The sequence below is a fragment of the Mesonia aestuariivivens genome (assembly GCF_019311235.1).
Taxonomy (GTDB): Bacteria; Bacteroidota; Bacteroidia; order Flavobacteriales; family Flavobacteriaceae; genus Mesonia; species Mesonia aestuariivivens.
Window position 1 is genome coordinate 51,005 of sequence record NZ_JAHWDF010000006.1, and the last position, 18,248, is coordinate 69,252.

At 32.0% G+C, this 18,248-nt stretch carries 20 protein-coding genes and 1 tRNA gene; 10 read left to right on the forward strand and 11 right to left on the reverse strand.

Going from position 1 to position 18,248, the window contains the following annotated elements:
* The first annotated feature begins 106 nt into the window (after window positions 1-106).
* The gene (locus KW502_RS07060) at window positions 107-1,105 is read left to right on the forward strand and encodes an SPFH domain-containing protein (protein WP_219039845.1); all 999 of its coding nucleotides are present in this window, start codon (window positions 107-109) and stop codon (window positions 1,103-1,105) included.
* Between the two features lie 70 nt (window positions 1,106-1,175).
* On the opposite strand, the gene KW502_RS07065 is transcribed toward KW502_RS07060, so the two are convergent.
* The 4 genes from KW502_RS07065 to KW502_RS07080 form a co-directional block, all read right to left on the reverse strand.
* Window positions 1,176-1,406 carry a DUF6327 family protein gene (locus KW502_RS07065; protein ID WP_219039846.1) on the reverse strand — a complete coding sequence of 77 codons (231 nt, stop codon included), beginning with the start codon at window positions 1,404-1,406 and terminating at the stop codon, window positions 1,176-1,178.
* Entirely contained in the window at window positions 1,403-1,807 is a 405-nt protein-coding gene (locus KW502_RS07070; protein WP_219039847.1) for a phage holin family protein, read from the reverse strand. The genes KW502_RS07065 and KW502_RS07070 overlap by 4 nt, the downstream gene beginning before the upstream one ends.
* A gap of 3 nt (window positions 1,808-1,810) precedes the next feature.
* A complete protein-coding gene (locus KW502_RS07075) occupies window positions 1,811-2,188 on the reverse strand; it encodes a YtxH domain-containing protein (protein WP_219039848.1) in 378 nt (125 codons plus the stop codon).
* Between the two features lie 193 nt (window positions 2,189-2,381).
* On the reverse strand, window positions 2,382-4,058 hold the full coding sequence (locus tag KW502_RS07080) for a glutamine--tRNA ligase/YqeY domain fusion protein (protein WP_219039849.1): 1,677 nt from the start codon (window positions 4,056-4,058) through the stop codon (window positions 2,382-2,384).
* A 218-nt stretch (window positions 4,059-4,276) separates the two neighbouring features.
* Between KW502_RS07080 and KW502_RS07085 the strand changes: the two genes are divergently transcribed.
* The 4 genes from KW502_RS07085 to KW502_RS07100 all read left to right on the forward strand — a co-directional run bounded on the left by KW502_RS07085 (window position 4,277) and on the right by KW502_RS07100 (window position 6,816).
* Window positions 4,277-5,569, forward strand: coding sequence for an APC family permease (locus KW502_RS07085; RefSeq protein ID WP_219039850.1), 1,293 nt, complete (start codon window positions 4,277-4,279; stop codon window positions 5,567-5,569).
* Complete coding sequence (locus KW502_RS07090) at window positions 5,559-6,314, forward strand: DUF4397 domain-containing protein (RefSeq protein WP_219039851.1); 756 nt, start codon at window positions 5,559-5,561, stop codon at window positions 6,312-6,314. Before KW502_RS07085 ends, KW502_RS07090 begins: the two co-directional genes overlap by 11 nt.
* A 24-nt stretch (window positions 6,315-6,338) precedes the next feature.
* Window positions 6,339-6,695 (forward strand): dihydroneopterin aldolase, encoded by a 357-nt coding sequence (gene folB, locus KW502_RS07095; RefSeq protein WP_219039852.1) that lies wholly within the window; start codon window positions 6,339-6,341, stop codon window positions 6,693-6,695.
* A 50-nt stretch (window positions 6,696-6,745) separates the two neighbouring features.
* Window positions 6,746-6,816, forward strand: a tRNA-Cys gene (locus tag KW502_RS07100).
* Between the two features lie 35 nt (window positions 6,817-6,851).
* On the opposite strand, the gene KW502_RS07105 is transcribed toward KW502_RS07100, so the two are convergent.
* The 5 genes from KW502_RS07105 to rnr form a co-directional block, all read right to left on the reverse strand.
* Window positions 6,852-7,547 carry a LysE family translocator gene (locus tag KW502_RS07105; RefSeq protein WP_219039853.1) on the reverse strand — a complete coding sequence of 232 codons (696 nt, stop codon included), beginning with the start codon at window positions 7,545-7,547 and terminating at the stop codon, window positions 6,852-6,854.
* Window positions 7,548-7,601: 54 nt separating this feature from the next.
* Window positions 7,602-8,276 (reverse strand): head GIN domain-containing protein, encoded by a 675-nt coding sequence (locus KW502_RS07110; protein WP_219039854.1) that lies wholly within the window; start codon window positions 8,274-8,276, stop codon window positions 7,602-7,604.
* A gap of 268 nt (window positions 8,277-8,544) precedes the next feature.
* On the reverse strand, window positions 8,545-8,907 hold the full coding sequence (locus KW502_RS07115) for a hypothetical protein (protein WP_219039855.1): 363 nt from the start codon (window positions 8,905-8,907) through the stop codon (window positions 8,545-8,547).
* 9 nt (window positions 8,908-8,916) lie between these two features.
* Window positions 8,917-9,378 (reverse strand): hypothetical protein, encoded by a 462-nt coding sequence (locus KW502_RS07120; RefSeq protein ID WP_219039856.1) that lies wholly within the window; start codon window positions 9,376-9,378, stop codon window positions 8,917-8,919.
* 512 nt (window positions 9,379-9,890) lie between these two features.
* Window positions 9,891-12,095, reverse strand: a complete 2,205-nt coding sequence (gene rnr, locus KW502_RS07125) for a ribonuclease R (protein WP_219039857.1) — start codon at window positions 12,093-12,095, stop codon at window positions 9,891-9,893.
* Between the two features lie 370 nt (window positions 12,096-12,465).
* Between rnr and KW502_RS07130 the strand changes: the two genes are divergently transcribed.
* From KW502_RS07130 to KW502_RS07150, 5 genes are all read left to right on the forward strand, one after another.
* Window positions 12,466-12,705, forward strand: coding sequence for a putative signal transducing protein (locus tag KW502_RS07130; protein ID WP_219039858.1), 240 nt, complete (start codon window positions 12,466-12,468; stop codon window positions 12,703-12,705).
* A 528-nt stretch (window positions 12,706-13,233) separates the two neighbouring features.
* Window positions 13,234-13,665 (forward strand): ribose 5-phosphate isomerase B, encoded by a 432-nt coding sequence (gene rpiB, locus KW502_RS07135; protein ID WP_219039859.1) that lies wholly within the window; start codon window positions 13,234-13,236, stop codon window positions 13,663-13,665.
* Between the two features lie 4 nt (window positions 13,666-13,669).
* On the forward strand, window positions 13,670-14,572 hold the full coding sequence (locus tag KW502_RS07140; RefSeq protein WP_219039860.1) for a cation diffusion facilitator family transporter: 903 nt from the start codon (window positions 13,670-13,672) through the stop codon (window positions 14,570-14,572).
* A gap of 5 nt (window positions 14,573-14,577) precedes the next feature.
* The gene (locus KW502_RS07145) at window positions 14,578-15,021 is read left to right on the forward strand and encodes a GNAT family N-acetyltransferase (RefSeq protein ID WP_219039861.1); all 444 of its coding nucleotides are present in this window, start codon (window positions 14,578-14,580) and stop codon (window positions 15,019-15,021) included.
* Between the two features lie 81 nt (window positions 15,022-15,102).
* Window positions 15,103-16,635: a SulP family inorganic anion transporter gene (locus KW502_RS07150; protein ID WP_219039862.1), complete on the forward strand. Its 1,533-nt coding sequence runs from the start codon at window positions 15,103-15,105 to the stop codon at window positions 16,633-16,635.
* Window positions 16,636-16,720: 85 nt separating this feature from the next.
* Here the strand turns inward: KW502_RS07150 and KW502_RS07155 are convergent, their stop codons facing one another.
* Both KW502_RS07155 and KW502_RS07160 read right to left on the reverse strand, forming a co-directional pair.
* Window positions 16,721-17,392 (reverse strand): TIGR04283 family arsenosugar biosynthesis glycosyltransferase, encoded by a 672-nt coding sequence (locus KW502_RS07155; RefSeq protein WP_219039863.1) that lies wholly within the window; start codon window positions 17,390-17,392, stop codon window positions 16,721-16,723.
* 22 nt (window positions 17,393-17,414) lie between these two features.
* Window positions 17,415-18,221, reverse strand: coding sequence for a DUF547 domain-containing protein (locus KW502_RS07160; protein WP_219039864.1), 807 nt, complete (start codon window positions 18,219-18,221; stop codon window positions 17,415-17,417).
* Window positions 18,222-18,248 lie beyond the last annotated feature (27 nt).

An 18,248-nucleotide genomic window follows, 5' to 3' on the forward strand; every position in this document is an offset into this window, starting at 1 on the left:
CTAAATTAAAAAAGCAGTTTGAAAATTCAAGCTGCTTTTTTTTATGAACAAACAAAAACTAAGGGTTAATCTTGTATATTTAAACTATTAATCAATTAAAAAAATTATGGGATTATTCTTTACAGGATTTATTATTTTTTTGGGACTAATCATCCTTGTCACTGGTATTTTTACCGTGAAACAGCAAACCGCAGCCATTGTAGAACGCTTCGGGAGATTCAACAGCATCAGAAACTCTGGACTTCAATTTAAAATTCCAATATTCGATAAAATTGCTGGAAGAATTAATTTGAAGATTCAGCAATTAGATGTCTTGGTAGAAACAAAAACAAAAGATGATGTATTTGTTCGACTAAAAATTTCAGTTCAATTTCAAGTAATTAAATTAAAGGTTTATGAAGCTTTTTATAAGCTTGAAAATCCGCAAGATCAGATTACTTCTTATGTTTTTGATGTGGTACGTGCAGAAGTGCCTAAAATGAAGTTAGACGACGTTTTTGAACGTAAAGATGACATTGCAAATGCCGTTAAGTTAGAATTGAATGATGCCATGATCGATTATGGTTACGATATTATTAAAACCTTAGTGACCGATATTGATCCTGATGTGCAAGTAAAAGCGGCGATGAACCGTATTAATGCCTCTGAACGTGAAAAAGTAGCTGCCGAATATGAAGCTGAAGCAGAGCGTATTAAAATTGTAGCCAAAGCAAGAGCTGAAGCAGAAAGTAAGCGTTTACAAGGTCAAGGTATCGCCGATCAGCGTCGAGAGATTGCACGTGGTTTAGAAGAATCTGTCGATGTGTTAAATAATGTAGGCATTAACTCACAAGAAGCTTCTGCCTTAATTGTAGTTACACAACATTACGATACGTTACAGTCGATTGGTGAAGAGACTAACAGTAACCTTATTTTATTGCCTAACTCTCCACAAGCAGGAAGTGATATGCTAAATAATATGATTGCTTCATTCACTGCTTCAAACCAGATTGGTGAAGAAATTAAAAAACAAAACCAGCTTAAAGGTATTACCAATAAGAAAAAACAGAAGCCAAAGCCTAAACCGCTCCCTCCTAGTGATGATGAATATCGTAGTGAAGATTAAAAATATATTTCAATAAAAAAAGCTCACTTCTAACGTGAGCTTTTTTTATTCTTTTACTTAGCAACTTTTATTACTTATTTACGATTTTAGCTTTTTGTATTCCTATAAGTTTAGATACTACCTTTAATATTAGTGCTTTCTTAGCTATTTTACCAGCAATCCCTGTCGCTACACTTACGGGAGAAAAATCTTCTTTTATATCGTTAACAGTAAGTTTTATACGCTCCCTATCAATATGATTTTGAAGTTTTAAAATCTTTAGATCGTGATTAATTTCTTGGTATGATTCGTATATCTTCATTGGTTGTCTACTTCAGTTTTTAAAGGTTCGTCTAGTACATTATCTATAGTGCTTTCATTAAAAAACATTTTCGAAAATTTGCTTAAAATAATACTATTAAACATATTCTTACCAAAGAGAAGGAAAATAATAAAAAGCAATAGATAAAACCCAGCCACAATAAAAAATCCTGCTGCATAACTATCTAAAGCTGTGCCTATTAAAAAGGCTCCTCCGAAAGATAAAAAACCTATAAAAATTAAAAAAATACTACCTGCTACAAGCATATTCACCAACATTGATGAACTTTCTGTAAGCTTTTTGAAGGCAAACAATTTATAATACTCTAAGGTACTTTCTACGTACGCTTCGGTATTTGTATACAATTCATCAATATGTTGAGTAATTTTGCTTAAAGGCATAAATTATACAGTTGCGTTTTTGATATTAGTTTTAATTTCTTCTTTTTTTGCTTCTTTATGAAATTTTGCGTTTTTTTCTCTTAAAGCTTCTAATTTTTCTTCCATTGCAGATAAAATATCATCTGCTTTATAACTTGCTGAAGATAAAGTTTCTTCTAGTTTAGATTCGAAATTTAATTTAGCGCTTTTAGCAGACTCAGAAAGATGAGTAGAAGTTTCGCTTACTTGCTTATCTAATCTTTTTTTGGCTTGCTTTGCTTCTTTATTTATTTTTTTTCGAGTATTTTCTCCTTTATCTGGAGCATAAAGTAAACCTAGACCTGCACCAATTGCTGCACCTGTTACTAATGCTAAAAATGTTGTTCCTGAGTTATTTGCCATGATTTTTGTTTTTAAAATTAATGATTAATTTGTTCAAATTTAACATTTAAACCAATGGGCGCCTGTTAATAACGGGTTAATATACTGAAAGTCATTGCTAAATTTATCTTAATAGATTATTAGTGTTTATTATAAAGAAATAGCCAACTCATTTTTAAGTTGGCTATTTCTTTATAGTTATAGAATGATTATTTTATTGCTTTTTAGCCCAAGAATCTCGAAGACTTACAGTTCTATTAAATACTAATTTTTCTGAACTACTCGTTTGATCTAAACAGAAATAACCAATACGTTGAAATTGAAATTGATCTAACTCTTTAGCCTCTTTTAAACTTGGTTCTACATAACCAGTAATTATTTCTAAAGAATCTGGATTTACAAACTCTAAGTAATCTTTTTCTTTATCGGCATCTGGCGCTTCTACCGTAAATAAACGATCGTACAATCTTACTTCTGCAGCAACCGCATGTTTTATAGAAACCCAATGTAAAGTTCCTTTTACTTTACGCTTAGATTCTTCGGTACCGCTCCCACTTTTACTTAACGGATCGTAAGTACAATGAATCTCAGTTATATTACCGTGTTCATCTTTTACGACCTCTTCACCTTTAATGATATAAGCATTTTTTAGTCGAACTTCTTTTCCTAAAGTTAATCTAAAGAATTTACGATTGGCGCTTTCTTTAAAGTCTTCACGTTCTATATAAAGTTCTTTAGAAAAAGGTACTTGTCTACTTCCAGCAGAATCATCTTCTGGATTGTTTTCTGCTTCTAACCATTCTTCATCTTTATCGTAATTAGTAATGACTAATTTTACAGGATCAAGAACTCCCATGACACGTGGCGCAGTTTTGTTTAAATCTTCACGTGCACAAAATTCTAAGTGAGAAAGATCGATCATATTTTCACGCTTCCCTACTCCAATAGATTCTGCAAAATTTCTAATTGAAGTTGGTGTGTAACCTCTTCTTCGTAATCCAGAAATGGTTGGCATACGAGGATCGTCCCAAGATTCTACAAACCCTTTTTCTACCAATTGTGCCAATTTACGCTTACTCACTACAGTATGACTTAAGTTACGGCGTGCAAACTCTCGTTGTTTAGGCTGAAACTCTTCCGGTTTACTTACTTTATTGACAAACCAATTGTATAATTCTCTATGCGGAAGAAATTCTAACGTACAAAATGAATGCGAAATTGATTCGATAAAATCACTCTCTCCATGTGCCCAATCGTACATTGGGTAAATTTTCCATTCTTCATTAGTTCTATGGTGTGCTTTGTGTACACAACGGTACATAATAGGATCACGCATTAACATATTAGAAGAAGTCATATCTATTTTGGCACGAAGTACGTGAGCTCCTTCTGGAGTGTCGCCATTCTTCATCGCTTCAAAAATTTCTAAATTTTCTTCTATAGAACGTTCACGATATGGACTTTCTGTTCCAGGTTTTGTTGGAGTTCCTTTTTGATTGGCAATTGCCTCAGAAGTTTGACTGTCTACATAAGCATCTCCATTCTTAATCATTTCTACTGTCCAGTCGTACAACTGCTGAAAATAATCTGAAGCATAGCATTCTTTTGCCCACTTAAAGCCCAACCATTCTACATCTCGTTTAATAGAATCTACAAATTCTCGTTCTTCTTTAATAGGATTAGTATCATCAAAACGAAGATTTACTGGCGCATCATAACGTAAGCCTAATCCAAAATTTAAATTGATAGATGAGGCATGGCCAATGTGCAAATACCCATTAGGTTCTGGAGGAAATCTAAACTTAAGGTTTTCTCTTTTGTAGCTTCCTGTAGCTAAATCATCTTCTATGATTTGCTCTATAAAATTGAGTGACTTCTTTTCTTCTGTCATAATTTTTCTTCTAAAGGCACAAAGTTATCAAAAATTAAATCTAGTGCATACGAAAGTAATTAGAAAGCTAAAGATTTTTATAGGGTTAAAATAAAGCTAAACTAAAGTACAGCGCCAAGCTAAAACTTCTATATGTATTAGTTTTAATCTAAAATTGAATTTTACCATGAAAAATACTCAAAAATCAATGATAATAAATCATTTAGAATTTTTTAATTATGGGTGATAATTCCTCTAAACTAAGTCCCATTTCAGTTTGGGCTCTTGCCGCCGGTGGTATGGTTGGTGGTGGTATTTACACTGTTCTTGGGGTAGTAATTGCTGTCTCTGCACAATGGACGTGGTTAGCCTTTATTTTAACAGGACTAATTGCTATTCCCTCTGCTTATAGTTATGTATATTTAACCAATAAATTTCACGAAGAAGGCGGTGCTTTTGTCTTTCTAGAAAAAGTAGATGATAAAAAAATGGCTGGAAATCTAAGTTGGCTATTAATTATTGGTTATGTGTTAACCATATCTGTGTATGCTTATGCCTTTGGGCATTACCTCTCGTTTGCTTTTCATGGAGATCCTTTATTAATGCGATTGCTTGCCGCAGGAATTGTTATTGCCTTAATTCTTCTAAATTTAGCTGGAGTAGGAAAACTTACCAATGTAGAAATTATCATTGTAACTGTAAATTTATTGGTTTTACTAGCTTTAGGTATATACGGTTTAGCCAATTGGGATACTACCCAATTAACCGCAGGAATAAGTCCGCGGCCTATGTGGTCTAGTTTAATTGGAGGCGCTTCTATATTTATGGCCTATGAAGGGTTTCAGCTCTTAACCTATGAATATGATAAAATTAAAAATCCAGATAAAAGTTTTATGCCTACGCTAATGAGTGCCGTAATCTTTGTGGTTATTTTATATGCAGTAGTTGCTTTAGGTGCCACTATGGTTGGTGGTGCGGCTTCTATGATTAGTTTTAAAGAAATTGCACTTTCAATTGCTGCTGAATCTGCTTTTGGAAAAACCGGACTTATTGTGATGACGGTGGCTGCAGGTTTTGCCACTGCAGCCGCTATTAACTCTACCTTATTCTCTACTGCTAACTTGGCAAAACGTATTGCTTCTCAAAAAGAATTACCTTCTTGGTTTAATCATACCAATAAAAATGATGTACCAGATCGTTCTATTATTGTATTAGGGGTTTTAGCAGGAATTTTAGCCATTGTGGGATCTTTAAGTTCTTTAGTAGAAGCGGCAAGTTTAGCTTTCTTATTCACCTTCGGAATTGTAAATTGGATTGCTTTTAGAGAATCTGAAAAAAGAAAATGGATCCCTTTAGTAGGAATTGTTATTGGCATCTTAGTAGGGGTTTCTTTAATTTTTAGATTAGTAATTTCTAAACCAATTGCACTTGGCGGAATATTAGCAATCGTATTACTTATTATGCTTGGCAGACCTTATGTATTAAAACAAAAAGAAAAGACACAACAAAAAGCTAAACAAGATGAAAATTAAATTAATCTCATTAGTTACCGCCCTTTTATTAATTACCAGTTGTGTTTCAACAAATAAAAAACCTGCACAACTACGTATAGGTCAGTTTTTATTTACTGAAAAACCAATTGAAATTGACTTTAAAAAAGATAACCAATCGGTAGTTCAGCAACAGATGAAGTATACCGAATTATCTACTTATAAAAAATTACCTTCAGGAACTTATACCATAGAAGTAAAACTAGAAAATAAATTACTACTTCAGAAAAAAGTAGGTATTGGTACAAATGGTATTTATACCTTAATTTTGTATGGTATACCCCAAGAACACCCACAAACTAATGAGCAAACCACAACAACTAAATTGCATGAAATTGTAGAAGGTGAAGAAAACAATACTTCTAATGGAAATTTACCCCAACTTAAAATATTAAATGATGAGTTTGAATGTGCTCCTGATGAAGCAAAAATAAGATGGATTCATTTAGCAGCAGGAGTCGAAGAAATTTCAGCAGAAGCAACTTCAACAGAAAAAACTGTATCGTTATCTTCACTTACTTATCCTAAAATCACAAATACTAAAGCTTTAGCACCACTTCAACAAAAAATAAATTGGAAACTAAAAGGAAGTAAAGTTAAGGTTGCAGAAAAACAACTCTCTATAAAACCCCAATTATTATATACCGCTTTTATACTTGGTATTGAAGGAAAATATATAGACAGTTTAAAAGTTGTTACTGGTGAAACCCCAAAGAAAAAATTTTAAAAACTATTTTTACAAAAAATATTTATGGGAATTATAAAGCTGAATAATATACGCGTTTACGCCAATCACGGATGTTTAACGGAAGAAGGAAAAATTGGTAGTGATTACCGAGTAGATTTAGAAATTCATGCCTCTTTAGAAGCTTCCTCTGTTTCAGATGAATTAAAAGATACGGTTGATTATGTGCATCTTAACCGAATTGTAAAAGAAGAAATGGCAAAACGCGCTAAGCTGTTAGAACACGTAGCCAAACGTATTATAGATCGCATTTTTGACGAGCTAGAAATGGTTGAACAAGCGGAAGTTGCGGTTTCTAAAATTAATCCGCCATTAGGTGGTGATGTAGAAAATGTGACAATTATACTATCTAAAGCAAGATAATTGTTTTCTTTTAGCTAAAAATTATTACATTTGCAGTCCTTAACATAAAGGGTGCCGTGGCCGAGTGGCTAGGCAGTGGTCTGCAAAACCATCTACAGCGGTTCGAATCCGCTCGGCACCTCAAAAAAAGCCTTTCTAAATTTAGAAAGGCTTTTTTTATGATTCATTACTAGTTGGCATTACATTTTCTACGCTATTTTCAAGCTGTCCCATTTCTGAAGGGAAAATTCCTCTACAGACCAGTACCAATCCAAAAATAACAATGAGTAGGCTTATGCCTCGTTTTAATCTATAAATTCTATTTGGTGTTAACTTATGGTTTAAACGTTTTGCAAGTAAAATTTTTAGTAAATCTATTACAAAATAAGTGATAATAACGGTAGAGAAAAAAACAAACAACCGGTTAGGATCCATTTCTAATTGCGGTCCAAACACAATAATTAATCCCAACCAAAAACCTAAAACGCCAATATTTACAAAATTTATAAGGAAGCCTTTTATGGTTAATTGAAATAACGCCCCTTTTTTAAGCTTTCTAATGCCTTCTTCATCATCTGGATGCGGTATCGCTTTTTTTTCTTTTACGAACGTAATGACACCGTAAGTAGCCATTACACAACCGCCAAATATAAAAAGTGCGGGATCGTCTTTAATGCTATTTAAAAGTTTATTTGTTCCTAAATAAGCTATAGAAAGAAAAAAAATATCAGCTAAGATAACACCGATATCAAAAAAAACAGCTGCCTTAAAACCTTTAATTGCAGCGGTTTCTAACAAAACAAAAAATACGGGACCCAACAGAAAGGCTAAAAAAAGGCCTAAAGGAATTCCGGTTAAAATGTCTTGTAACATATAAGTTAATTTCTAAAATTAGTAATGCAAAGGTAAGCAATACAAAATTGAAATTTACTTCAGCTTTATTTTTCCGCCAAAGGTAGTTTTTTTATCTACTTTTTCAGGATCACCGTAAATAGCTATAGTTCCTCCTGCTTGGACTTTAGCCTTACAATATTTACTGGTATTTACATCTGCTTCTCCCCCCGCTTGTACTTTTACCTCGGTAGTGTTAGTTTTTAAATCTTCACCATCATATTGCCCGCCCGTTTTTACATCCACGGTTTGGTTGTTAGCTGTACCTGAAGTTTGAATATAACCACCAGTAACGCTTTTAATTGCTAAATTTTCTACCTCTAAATATCCTGCAATAATTTGTGCTCCTTCTTGTGCATTTAAAGTTAACAAGGTTTGCTTTACATTTTCTGCAATCTCTACATAAGCACCTTCATTAGCATCGACAACCTCTGCTGTTTTATAATAGACTTTTACTTTCGTATCGGTTTCACTCCAAAGATTACCTAAACCCATTTTAATTTTTAGCGTGTTATCTTTTACTTGGACAGTAATTTCATCTTGATCAAAACCAGTAGCGACTAGTTTATTTTCTGTAGAAGGAATTAACGTTGCCTGTATTTTATCATAAATTTTAATTTCTGAAAACTCGTCTGCAATTTCGATTTCTGTCTTTTGTGCAAAAGATGCACAGCTAACGCTTACCAAGAATAAAAACAATAACTTTTTCATAAGGATTTGAATTGAATAATTTTTACTACAAAAATACAATCTTAATGATGGTTTTGTTCTAAAAAGGTGTTAATGGAAGGTTTTTAAATGAAAAAAGGAACCTTTTTAAATTGGTTCCTTTTTTTAAATAACATTATATTCTTATTCGCCTAACGAATAATTTGAAAACATCTTTACCTCCCGTGCATAAACTTTATCCCCAAAAAAATTCTCTTCTTCTATTAAGTATATTACTTTATAGACCAGTACATTATAAATCTCGATCACATTAAATTTTTGGAAAAGCTCTGGGTACCAAGATCTTATCTTGATTTTTTGCTATCCAGTCTGGATCTATAAGTTTTCTATCGGGTATTTTTAATGAAGCATCTTGGTATCTACTTTTTATAAAGGCTATAAAATCTTTATCAAAAAAAACATTTTCTTTAAAATGGAATGTAACCCAATAATCATATTCTCCCAATACTTTTCTGCCTTTAGATTGAGTTATATTCGTTTGGCTCTGTACCCCAGCTGTATAAATATAAAGCGTGTCTTGACTGTACTTTCCTCTTAACTCCTTCAAGTTGTTTTGTGCATAACCACATTTAAAAAAGAGAAAAAAAATAATAAAAAAAAATCTTTTATTCATAGTTCTATTTTAATCAAAAGTCCCTGCATAAATTATATATTGGTTCCAAATAAAATATTTCACAGGATCACTTTCTATTTCATCTTGAAAGGCTTGGGTATCGTGCAAGCCTGCCATGGAAATATTGGTAAAAAAATCGTTCCAATTAAAATAAGTTTCCGAGAAATTTGGATTATTTGGATCGTTTATTTCAACACCATCATAATAATTCTGCTGATTTTGAGGTATAAGATCATATTTTAGTAAGGCAAGATTATCTGCCAAGGCTGGTAGCAAATAATCAAATATAAAATCGTGCTGAGTATAGCCTTTTACACTACAAGTACAAATAGGATCTCCTGGTGCATGACCTGCACAGCTACAAGGTACATTACTAGAAACTGTTACATAACCACAAGGAAAAGATAGCACACTATTACCAGATACTGGAATCCAGGTTATGGGTTTATCTGTTTTACTGTCATACCGCATTATAAAACTATTTTCTTCTCCCTCTTTTGGAATAATAACCACATAGTTTTCATAATAATCTTTCAGCTTATTTGAATAATCTTTGGGATTTACTGAAATTATTCCAGAAGTGATAGATTTTCCGTATTCATTTTCTTTGGTTATACTAGGCCCATAATATACATGAGTTAGTGGTTGGTCATTTTGAGTATCAAAATTTTGATTTCTATTAAAATTTAAATTGTTAGTATTTAAATTTTCACTTTTTTCTGATTGAGAAGTTACTTCTTGAATATCTTCTTTCTCACAACTTATGAAAAAAGTAGATAAGATTAGAAATAAAAATAACCTAGCTGAATAGCTGAATAGAATTTTTCATAAATAATTGGTTTTATTAAGTTTATACAACTAAAGTAATCAATTAAAATGAATAACTACTATATATATAACTTTATTTTAAAAAAATATAAAGCACTTTTATATTAAGAAGAATGCTAATTCTCAAAATAAAAGCGCTATCAATAAATATTATTCTAAGCTTCTATTTCTTTACGAGCACCTATTAAATTAAAATCTAAATGACGTTTTACTAAATCGGCATTTTTTACCGTTACGTAAACCTCGTCACCTAGTTGATATACTTTATCTGAATCTCTACCAACAATGGCAAAGTTATCTTGATCGAACTCAAAATGATCTTCTTTAATATCGCGTAAACGTACCATACCTTCACATTTATTTTGCTCGATTTCTACGTAGATTCCCCATTCGGTCACTCCAGAAATAACACCAAGAAATTGTTCATTTTGGTGATCTTGCATAAACTTCACCTGCATATATTTAATAGAATCTCGCTCGGCACTGGTAGCAAACATTTCCATATCGCTACAATGGTTACAACGACCTTCATATTCTTCTTCGTTAGCAGATTTTTCTCCGTCAAGGTAATGTTGCAATAAACGATGCGCCATGACATCTGGATAACGCCTAATAGGAGAAGTAAAATGTGAATAATAATCGAAGGCTAAACCGTAATGACCAATATTTTGAGTACTGTAATAGGCTTTACTCATGGTACGAATAGTCAAGGTATCGACCATGTTCTGTTCTTTTTTACCTTGAACATCTTTTAAAAGTCCGTTTAAAGAGCTGCTCACCGATTTTCTATCTTTCAGGTTAAGCTTGTAACCAAACTTACCTACGAGGCTTTCTAATGCCGCTAATTTATCGTCATTGGGTTCGTCGTGACAACGGTAAACAAATGTTTTTTGTGGCTCTTGCTTGCCAATAAATTCTGAAACTTTTTTGTTAGCCAACAACATAAATTCTTCAATAAGTTTATTGGCATCTTTAGAGGTTTTAAAATAAACACCAATTGGTTCATTGTCTTCATCTAAATTGAATTTCACTTCAACTTTATCAAAAGAAATAGCTCCACTTGCCATTCGTTTGCTTCTCATTTTTTTTGCTAAACGGTCTAAGGTCAACACTGCATCTACAATTTCTGGTTGTGCTTCGTAAGCCTCATCTGTAATTGAAATTTCAGCTGGTATTTTTCCTCTTTTTGTTTCAATAATTTGTTGTGCTTCTTCATAAGCAAAACGAGCATCACTGTAAGTAACCGTTCTACCGAACCAATTATTGACTACTTGCGCATTTTTATTGATTTCAAAAACTGCTGAAAAGGTATATTTTTCTTCGTGCGGTCGTAAGGAACACGCATTATTTGATAAAACTTCTGGAAGCATTGGCACTACGCGATCTACCAAATAAATAGAGGTGCCACGTTCGTAAGCTTCTTCATCTAAAATAGTACCTGGTTGCAGGTAATGTGAAACATCTGCAATGTGAATACCAACTTCGTAATTACCATTTTCTAAGATTTTAAAACTTAGCGCATCATCAAAATCTTTGGCATCTTTGGGATCTATCGTAAAGGTAAGTCTATCGCGCATATCGCGACGCTTTTTGATTTCACTTTCTTGTATTGAAGTATCTAAATTATTTGCAAATTCTTCTACTTCTTTCGGGAAATCTGTCGGTAAACCGTTTTCTGCTAAAATAGATTGCATTTCGGTTTCATGACTTCCTGCTTCTCCTAAAACTTCAATTATTTTACCATTTGGAGAGTCTTTCTTTTCTGACCAACTTTCCATTTTCACTAAAACTACTAAACCGTCTTTAGCTTCTTCAGTAATGTTTTCTTTCGGAATAAATATATCGGTATACATTTTAGGATTTTGCACTTCTACAAATCCAAAATTGTCATTAAGTCGTAATATTCCTACAAAATTTTCTTTCTTTCGGGTGATAACTTCTACGACTTCTCCTTCACTTTTTCTTCCTTTTCGTTGGCGATAAACGTATACTTTTACCTCGTCGCCATCTAACGCTCTGTTTAAATTTTTACTAGGTATATAAATATCATCTTCTAATTCTTCTACAATCACATAACCATCTTTACGAGTAGTCATGTCTAACTTACCGGTAAAATAATTAACGCGTTCGTTAATTTGAAATTTACCAGGATCTGCTTGTAAAATTTGTTTGCCTTTGGTGAGTTTCGCTAATTCTTTAATAATTTGATTTCTGCTATTTGCATCGTTTACATCAAGTTTAGCAGCGATTTGCTTGTAATTAAAGTTTTGGCTTGGATTTTTTCTTAATATATCTAAGATCTTTTTAGAAAGACCTGCAATGCTTTTAGTATTATTTTTTTTACTTCTTCGTTTTGCCATTTATTATTTTCTCTATTGATTCTAAAAATACATTTAAATATTTAGAATAGCTTTTTTTAGGATTAAAATTTTGTTAAGTACCACTTACAAAAAAATCATAGTAGCTTAAAATTAAGATAACTTAGATAAGTTAATGTTATCTTAATTTTTTATAAATTGTAGGTATAAATATTGCCAATGTATAAGCAAAAGAACATATATCTTTTCTTTTTTATCATTTTACTTATAGGTATCACTACTATTGTATTGATAATCAATAGTTTATTTGAAAAAAGTAATTATCAAAAGATTGTTAAAAGAGATTCTTACACACTTGTAAAGAACTATTAGTTAAGTAATTAAATAGTATTTTTGCTATATATTACTTGCTATGAAAAATTATCTCCCTTTAGCTACTTTCAATAATCCTTTTGAATACGCTGTATTAAAATCAATTTTAGAACGTGAAGGTATTCGTTTCTTTTTTCAAAACGAAACTATTATTGGCTTGCTTCCTTTTTATTCTTCTCCCTCAGGAGGTATCCATTTAAAAATTCATCAAGAAGACTTTCAAGAAGCAAAGATACTGTTTGAAGAATTTAAATACAATTCTCATTTAAAAATTACCTGAGTTTAGTTGTTATCAACAACATATATTATTATTAATCTTTTTTGTAAAATTTTAAATATAAATGATGTTATATGATTGTTTGTGAATAGCGGTATAATTAGTTTAAATTATATTTTGTTTTGTTCTTATCTAACATGATTAAACAGCTATTAACAAGTATTGTTAATAGTAATAAACTGATAATCAAATTGCTTATTTTGGTTATTAACAATTTTCATGTTGAGTGTATAATTTAGAAAAGTTAATTGATTTTTTTACATTTTGTTGTTAATAACCTGTGATTAGCTCTTAATAACTTTTTATTAGAAAAGGAAAAACTTATTTGGTTAACTGGTAAAATTTTACTGATTGATTTTTTTCTGAGATAATCAAAAAAACTTTATCAGATTTCATTTTTAGTTATTCACAATTTTTGTTGAAAGCTAAACCAATAGAAATAAAGACTTTAAAAAATTTAATTAACAAGCATATTTCTTTTGGTTAATAACCGATTATTTACCTTTGCAGACGAACTTAAACCCTATTTTTATGAAAATAGCTATCGGTAATGATCACGCTGGTACAGATTACAAAAATGCCATTATAGAATATCTTCAAACTAAAAAAATTGAAGTTGTTAATTATGGAACTAACGCAGAAGATAGCGTTGATTATCCAGATTTTGTTCATCCTGTTGCTAGCGATGTAGAAAGTAAAAAAGTAGATTTAGGTATTATTATTTGCGGAAGCGGTAATGGTGCGGCAATGACAGCTAACAAACACCAAGAAGTTAGAGCTGCTTTATGTTGGACGAAAGAGCTCGTAGAACTCGCAAGAGAACATAATGATGCTAATATATTAAGTATTCCTGCCAGATATACTTCTTTACCGCAAGCGGTAGAAATGGTAAAAACATTTTTAGATACTTCTTTTGAAGGCGGAAGACACCAACGTCGTGTAGATAAAATAGCTTGCCAATAAATTCATGCATCAACATTCAGGACATACACACCAGCCCGTAAAAGGGAAAAATCTTTGGTTTTCTATACTATTAAATATAGGAATTACGATTGCTCAAATTGTTGGTGGTTTACTAAGTGGTAGTCTATCTTTATTATCTGATGCTTTGCATAATTTTAGTGATGTAATCTCTTTAATTATTAGTTATATCGCTAATAAGATTGCTGGTAAAGAAGCTTCTTTTAATAAGACTTTTGGTTACAAAAGAGCAGAAATAATTGCGGCATTTGTTAATGCACTTTCCTTAATTGTGATTGCAATTATTTTAATTAAAGAAGCCATTTTTCGCTTTTTCGATCCGCAACCCATTCAGTCTAATATGGTCATTTGGTTGGCCATTTTAGCCATTGCTGGTAACGGTTTGAGCGTTTTATTAATGAAAAAAGATAGTAAAACCAATATGAATATGCGCTCTGCATATCTGCACCTCTTAACAGATATGTTAGCATCGGTAGCAGTATTGATAGGAGGTTTATTAATGAAATTCTATCAGATTTACTGGATAGATAGTTTATTAACTGCCGCTATTGCGATCTATCTAATTTATGTAGGTTGGGATTTGTTGCGTGATAGTTTTAAAATTTTAATGTTATTTACTCCACATCAAATTCCTTTAAAAAACATTGCAACTAAAGTTTGTGAAATTGAAGAAGTAAAAAATATGCACCATATTCATGTATGGCAATTAAATGAAAATGAAGTTCATTTAGAAGCACATATCGATTTTAAAAAGAATATTACGCTTTCAGAATTTGATGAAATTCTAGTAAAAATTGAACATGAAATTAATCATTTCGGTATCAATCATATCAATATTCAACCAGAATTTAATAAACCCGATAACAAAGCGATTATCGTTCAAGATTAAAAAATATGTTGCAACTCGAAGCAAAAACTTTCGACGAATTAACGATTACTGAATTGTATGAAATACTTCAACTTCGTTCTGAAGTTTTTGTAGTAGAACAAAATTGTGTTTATCAAGATATAGATGGTAAAGATGAAACAGCTTTACATATCTTAGGAAAAAAAGAAGGAAAAATTGTAGCCTACGCCCGCTGTTTTGCTCCTCAAATTTATTTTGAAGAAGCTGCTATTGGGCGCGTTGTAGTAAAATCTAGTAAACGAAAATTTGGCTACGGGCATGATATTTTAAAAGCTTCTATAGCAGAAATAGAAAAACGCTACCAAACTTTTACCATTAAAATTTCTGCACAACAATACCTTACGCATTTCTATGAGTCTCATCAATTTATACAAATTGGTGAAGGATATTTAGAAGACGGTATTCCACATATTGCGATGCTAAAAAATTAATTTACAAAAAGTTAAAAAGATTGCTATTGGTTTAACTGGCTTTTATAGTTACTTTTGCACGCTTAAAATTTAACAATATCAATGAAGAAAGTTCTCAATCTTTTCGACTTTAAACAGAAAGTAAATTATAAAACTGAAATCTTAGCCGGATTAACCGTAGCGATGACGATGATTCCAGAATCACTATCGTTTGCAATCTTAGCTGGTTTTCCTCCATTGGTTGGTTTATATGCTTCTTTCATCATGGGATTAATTACAGCCATTTTTGGAGGTCGTCCAGGGTTAATTTCTGGTGGTGCTGGAGCCACAACGGTTGTGTTAATTGCGTTAATGAATTCTCACGGACTCGAATATGTTTTTGGTGCGGTGATCATTGCTGGTATTATTCAGGTGATCGTAGGTTTATTTAAACTTGGTAAATTTATTCGACTTGTACCACAACCTGTTATGTTTGGTTTTGTTAACGGACTGGCTATTATTATTTTTATGTCTCAAATTGAACAATTTAAAGTAAATGTTGGAGGCAATATTGAATGGATGACAGGTTCACCATTTTTAATTATGGCCGGTTTAGTGGCACTAACCATTGGTATTATTGTGCTTTTACCAAAACTTACCAAAGCAATACCTGCCTCTTTAGTCGCTATTATAGTCGTTTTTGCAATCGTTTATTTCTTCGGAATTGATACTAAACAAGTAATAGATATTGCATCAGTAAGTGGTAGTTTACCTCCATTTAATATTCCTGATATTCCTTTCACATTCGAAGCTTTTAAAACCGTACTTCCTTATGGTTTAATTATGGCAGCAGTTGGCTTAACTGAAGGTTTATTAACGTTGAATTTAGTAGATGAAATTACAGGAACCAAGGGCCAAAGTAATCGGGAGTGCGTAGCACAAGGAACAGCAAATATTGCAAACGGTTTTTTCTTCGGAATGGGTGGTTGCCCAATGATCGCACAAACTTTAGTGAATTTATCTTCAGGTTCTCGTGCTCGACTTTCTGGAATTATTGCTGCAATTACCATTTTAACGATTATTCTTGTTGGCGCTCCGGTGATCGAATTATTACCGATGGCAGCGTTAGTTGGGGTAATGATTATGGTGGCCTTCGGTACTTTTGAGTGGGCAAGTTTTAGAGTCTTTACCAGAATGCCAAAACACGATATATTTGTGATGCTATTGGTAACTTTAATCACTGTATTTTTACACAACTTAGCGTTAGCGGTATTAATTGGAGTCATTATTTCTGCTTTGGTTTTTGCTTGGGATAACGCCAAAAGAATTCGAGCTAGAAAAAGCGTCGATGAAAACGGAATAAAACATTATGAAATTTACGGGCCTTTATTTTTTGGTTCTACAGCTACCTTTATGAGTAAGTTTAATGTTCATAAAGATTCTGAAGAAATTATTGTCGATTTTACCGAAAGTAGAATCGTAGATATGTCAGCTATCGAAACTTTAAATAAGCTTACCGAGCTATATTCAAAACACGGTAAGAAAGTACATTTAAAACACTTGAGTGGCGATTGTAGAAAGCTATTAAGCAATGCGGAAGCCGTGATCGATGTAAATATTATTGAAGATCCAACCTATCGTGTAGTAGCCGATTAATAAACAAAATTATAGATTATAAAAAGCCTTTTTCTTAACTAGAAAAAGGCTTTTTTTATTAGTTGTAGCAGGTTAGAAAAATCAATCATTTAAGCAAATATTTAGCAAATTTGAGCAATCTATCTTGGTGTATTCCTCTAAAAAAACCAAACATCACAAATCCATACACCAACTGAGTTCTAAAATTACCGTGCTCGTCGTAGGTTCTGGTACTTACCAAAACATCTTTTTGAATTACGTGGTAATCAGAAAGTTTTGTAGCGCGTTTAATAAAGTCATATTCTTCCATTAGTTTTAGCGATTCATTATAACCATTTAAGCGTTGGTACAAATCGCGCGTAATCCATAATGTTTGACCGCCACCACGAAACATCATTCCTTTAAAACGAGAAAAATAACTGTTTAATAATAGAAATTTATTCTTTGTATCAAAAAGCGATCGAAAACATCCAAATTGAATTTTTTCACTTAGATGGGCTAAAATATCTGCTGAAAAACTTTTGGGAGGTAAACTATCGGCGTGAACAAAATAGAGGATTTCTCCTTTGGCAGCATCAACACCAGCATTCATTTGTTTGGCTCTTCCTTTAGCTGAAGAAATTACTTTTACCAGAAAATTTTCCGCTACTTTCCTACTCTTATCGCTGCTTCCGCCGTCAACAATGATAATTTCTTCTGCACCATTTTCTTTTAAGTAAGGTAGAAGACGTTGTAGATTTTCTTCTTCATTAATTACAGGAATTATAATACTAATCATTACTACTGAAGTCAATTTTTTTTTAACTGTAATTCTCTAAATCTAACTCCCAGTTATAATCTAAAAATTCTACACCTGGATCTGAGTTTTTTGGAATGAGCTCATAAGATTTTAAAATTTTAATAACACCATCTTTTCCGCCAAAATCTGCCCTAAACCAATTCATTAATCGAGGTACGTAAACCTTATTTTTATTAAATTTTACCTCACGCTTTAAATAAGCTTTTGCAGATTTTTCTAATTGTGTATCTAAACTTTCTACCTTATAAAAAGTAACAGGAGGGCAACTTTTCGCTCCGCAATTAAGCGCGAAATGAATACGCCAATCTACCTCAGATACTCTAAATTTCTTTTCAAACTTAGAAGCAAAAGGATCTTTTAAATGACCGTAAGAAAGTTTGACGCGAGAATCTCTAATCATGCCGTGTTCTACATCATCTAAACTCATCTTTTCACCAGCAATTGTAAAACGTTCGTCCTTAAAAAAAGCAGAACGATCTTGGTATAAATCTGGATTTTTCTTCAGTAAATATTGAATGTAAGTATTGTAAATATTCAACCAAAAAGCTTTCTTTTTCGTATCGTTAGTTAGTTCTTTTTCTAAATTATTCTTAGCAATTTTTTCTAATTGTTGAATATATTTTTCTGCTGAACTATCATTTTTTACAGCATCGTAAAAATTTTTTGAAAGCTGAAATAAATCTACTTTTTCTACTTCGGAAGAAGTTAAAATTTGTTGACTTTTTTTGTCGTTCGCATAAGCCGTAAAAACTATTGACAAAGCCAGTAAAAGCAATAATTTTCTAAAATAGTTGATTAAAAAATTCATTTTCAATTTTTATATAATATACGAAAA

Bases quoted from the DNA above. Each gene is read 5' to 3' on its own strand.
- KW502_RS07060 (WP_219039845.1), top strand. From the start codon at position 107: ATGGGATTATTCTTTACAGGATTTATTATTTTTTTGGGACTAATCATC.
- KW502_RS07065 (WP_219039846.1), bottom strand. From the start codon at position 1,406: ATGAAGATATACGAATCATACCAAGAAATTAATCACGATCTAAAGATT.
- KW502_RS07070 (WP_219039847.1), bottom strand. From the start codon at position 1,807: ATGCCTTTAAGCAAAATTACTCAACATATTGATGAATTGTATACAAAT.
- KW502_RS07075 (WP_219039848.1), bottom strand. From the start codon at position 2,188: ATGGCAAATAACTCAGGAACAACATTTTTAGCATTAGTAACAGGTGCA.
- KW502_RS07080 (WP_219039849.1), bottom strand. From the start codon at position 4,058: ATGACAGAAGAAAAGAAGTCACTCAATTTTATAGAGCAAATCATAGAA.
- KW502_RS07085 (WP_219039850.1), top strand. From the start codon at position 4,277: ATGGGTGATAATTCCTCTAAACTAAGTCCCATTTCAGTTTGGGCTCTT.
- KW502_RS07090 (WP_219039851.1), top strand. From the start codon at position 5,559: ATGAAAATTAAATTAATCTCATTAGTTACCGCCCTTTTATTAATTACC.
- folB (WP_219039852.1), top strand. From the start codon at position 6,339: ATGGGAATTATAAAGCTGAATAATATACGCGTTTACGCCAATCACGGA.
- KW502_RS07105 (WP_219039853.1), bottom strand. From the start codon at position 7,547: ATGTTACAAGACATTTTAACCGGAATTCCTTTAGGCCTTTTTTTAGCC.
- KW502_RS07110 (WP_219039854.1), bottom strand. From the start codon at position 8,276: ATGAAAAAGTTATTGTTTTTATTCTTGGTAAGCGTTAGCTGTGCATCT.
- KW502_RS07115 (WP_219039855.1), bottom strand. From the start codon at position 8,907: ATGAATAAAAGATTTTTTTTTATTATTTTTTTTCTCTTTTTTAAATGT.
- KW502_RS07120 (WP_219039856.1), bottom strand. From the start codon at position 9,378: ATGCGGTATGACAGTAAAACAGATAAACCCATAACCTGGATTCCAGTA.
- rnr (WP_219039857.1), bottom strand. From the start codon at position 12,095: ATGGCAAAACGAAGAAGTAAAAAAAATAATACTAAAAGCATTGCAGGT.
- KW502_RS07130 (WP_219039858.1), top strand. From the start codon at position 12,466: ATGAAAAATTATCTCCCTTTAGCTACTTTCAATAATCCTTTTGAATAC.
- rpiB (WP_219039859.1), top strand. From the start codon at position 13,234: ATGAAAATAGCTATCGGTAATGATCACGCTGGTACAGATTACAAAAAT.
- KW502_RS07140 (WP_219039860.1), top strand. From the start codon at position 13,670: ATGCATCAACATTCAGGACATACACACCAGCCCGTAAAAGGGAAAAAT.
- KW502_RS07145 (WP_219039861.1), top strand. From the start codon at position 14,578: ATGTTGCAACTCGAAGCAAAAACTTTCGACGAATTAACGATTACTGAA.
- KW502_RS07150 (WP_219039862.1), top strand. From the start codon at position 15,103: ATGAAGAAAGTTCTCAATCTTTTCGACTTTAAACAGAAAGTAAATTAT.
- KW502_RS07155 (WP_219039863.1), bottom strand. From the start codon at position 17,392: ATGATTAGTATTATAATTCCTGTAATTAATGAAGAAGAAAATCTACAA.
- KW502_RS07160 (WP_219039864.1), bottom strand. From the start codon at position 18,221: ATGAATTTTTTAATCAACTATTTTAGAAAATTATTGCTTTTACTGGCT.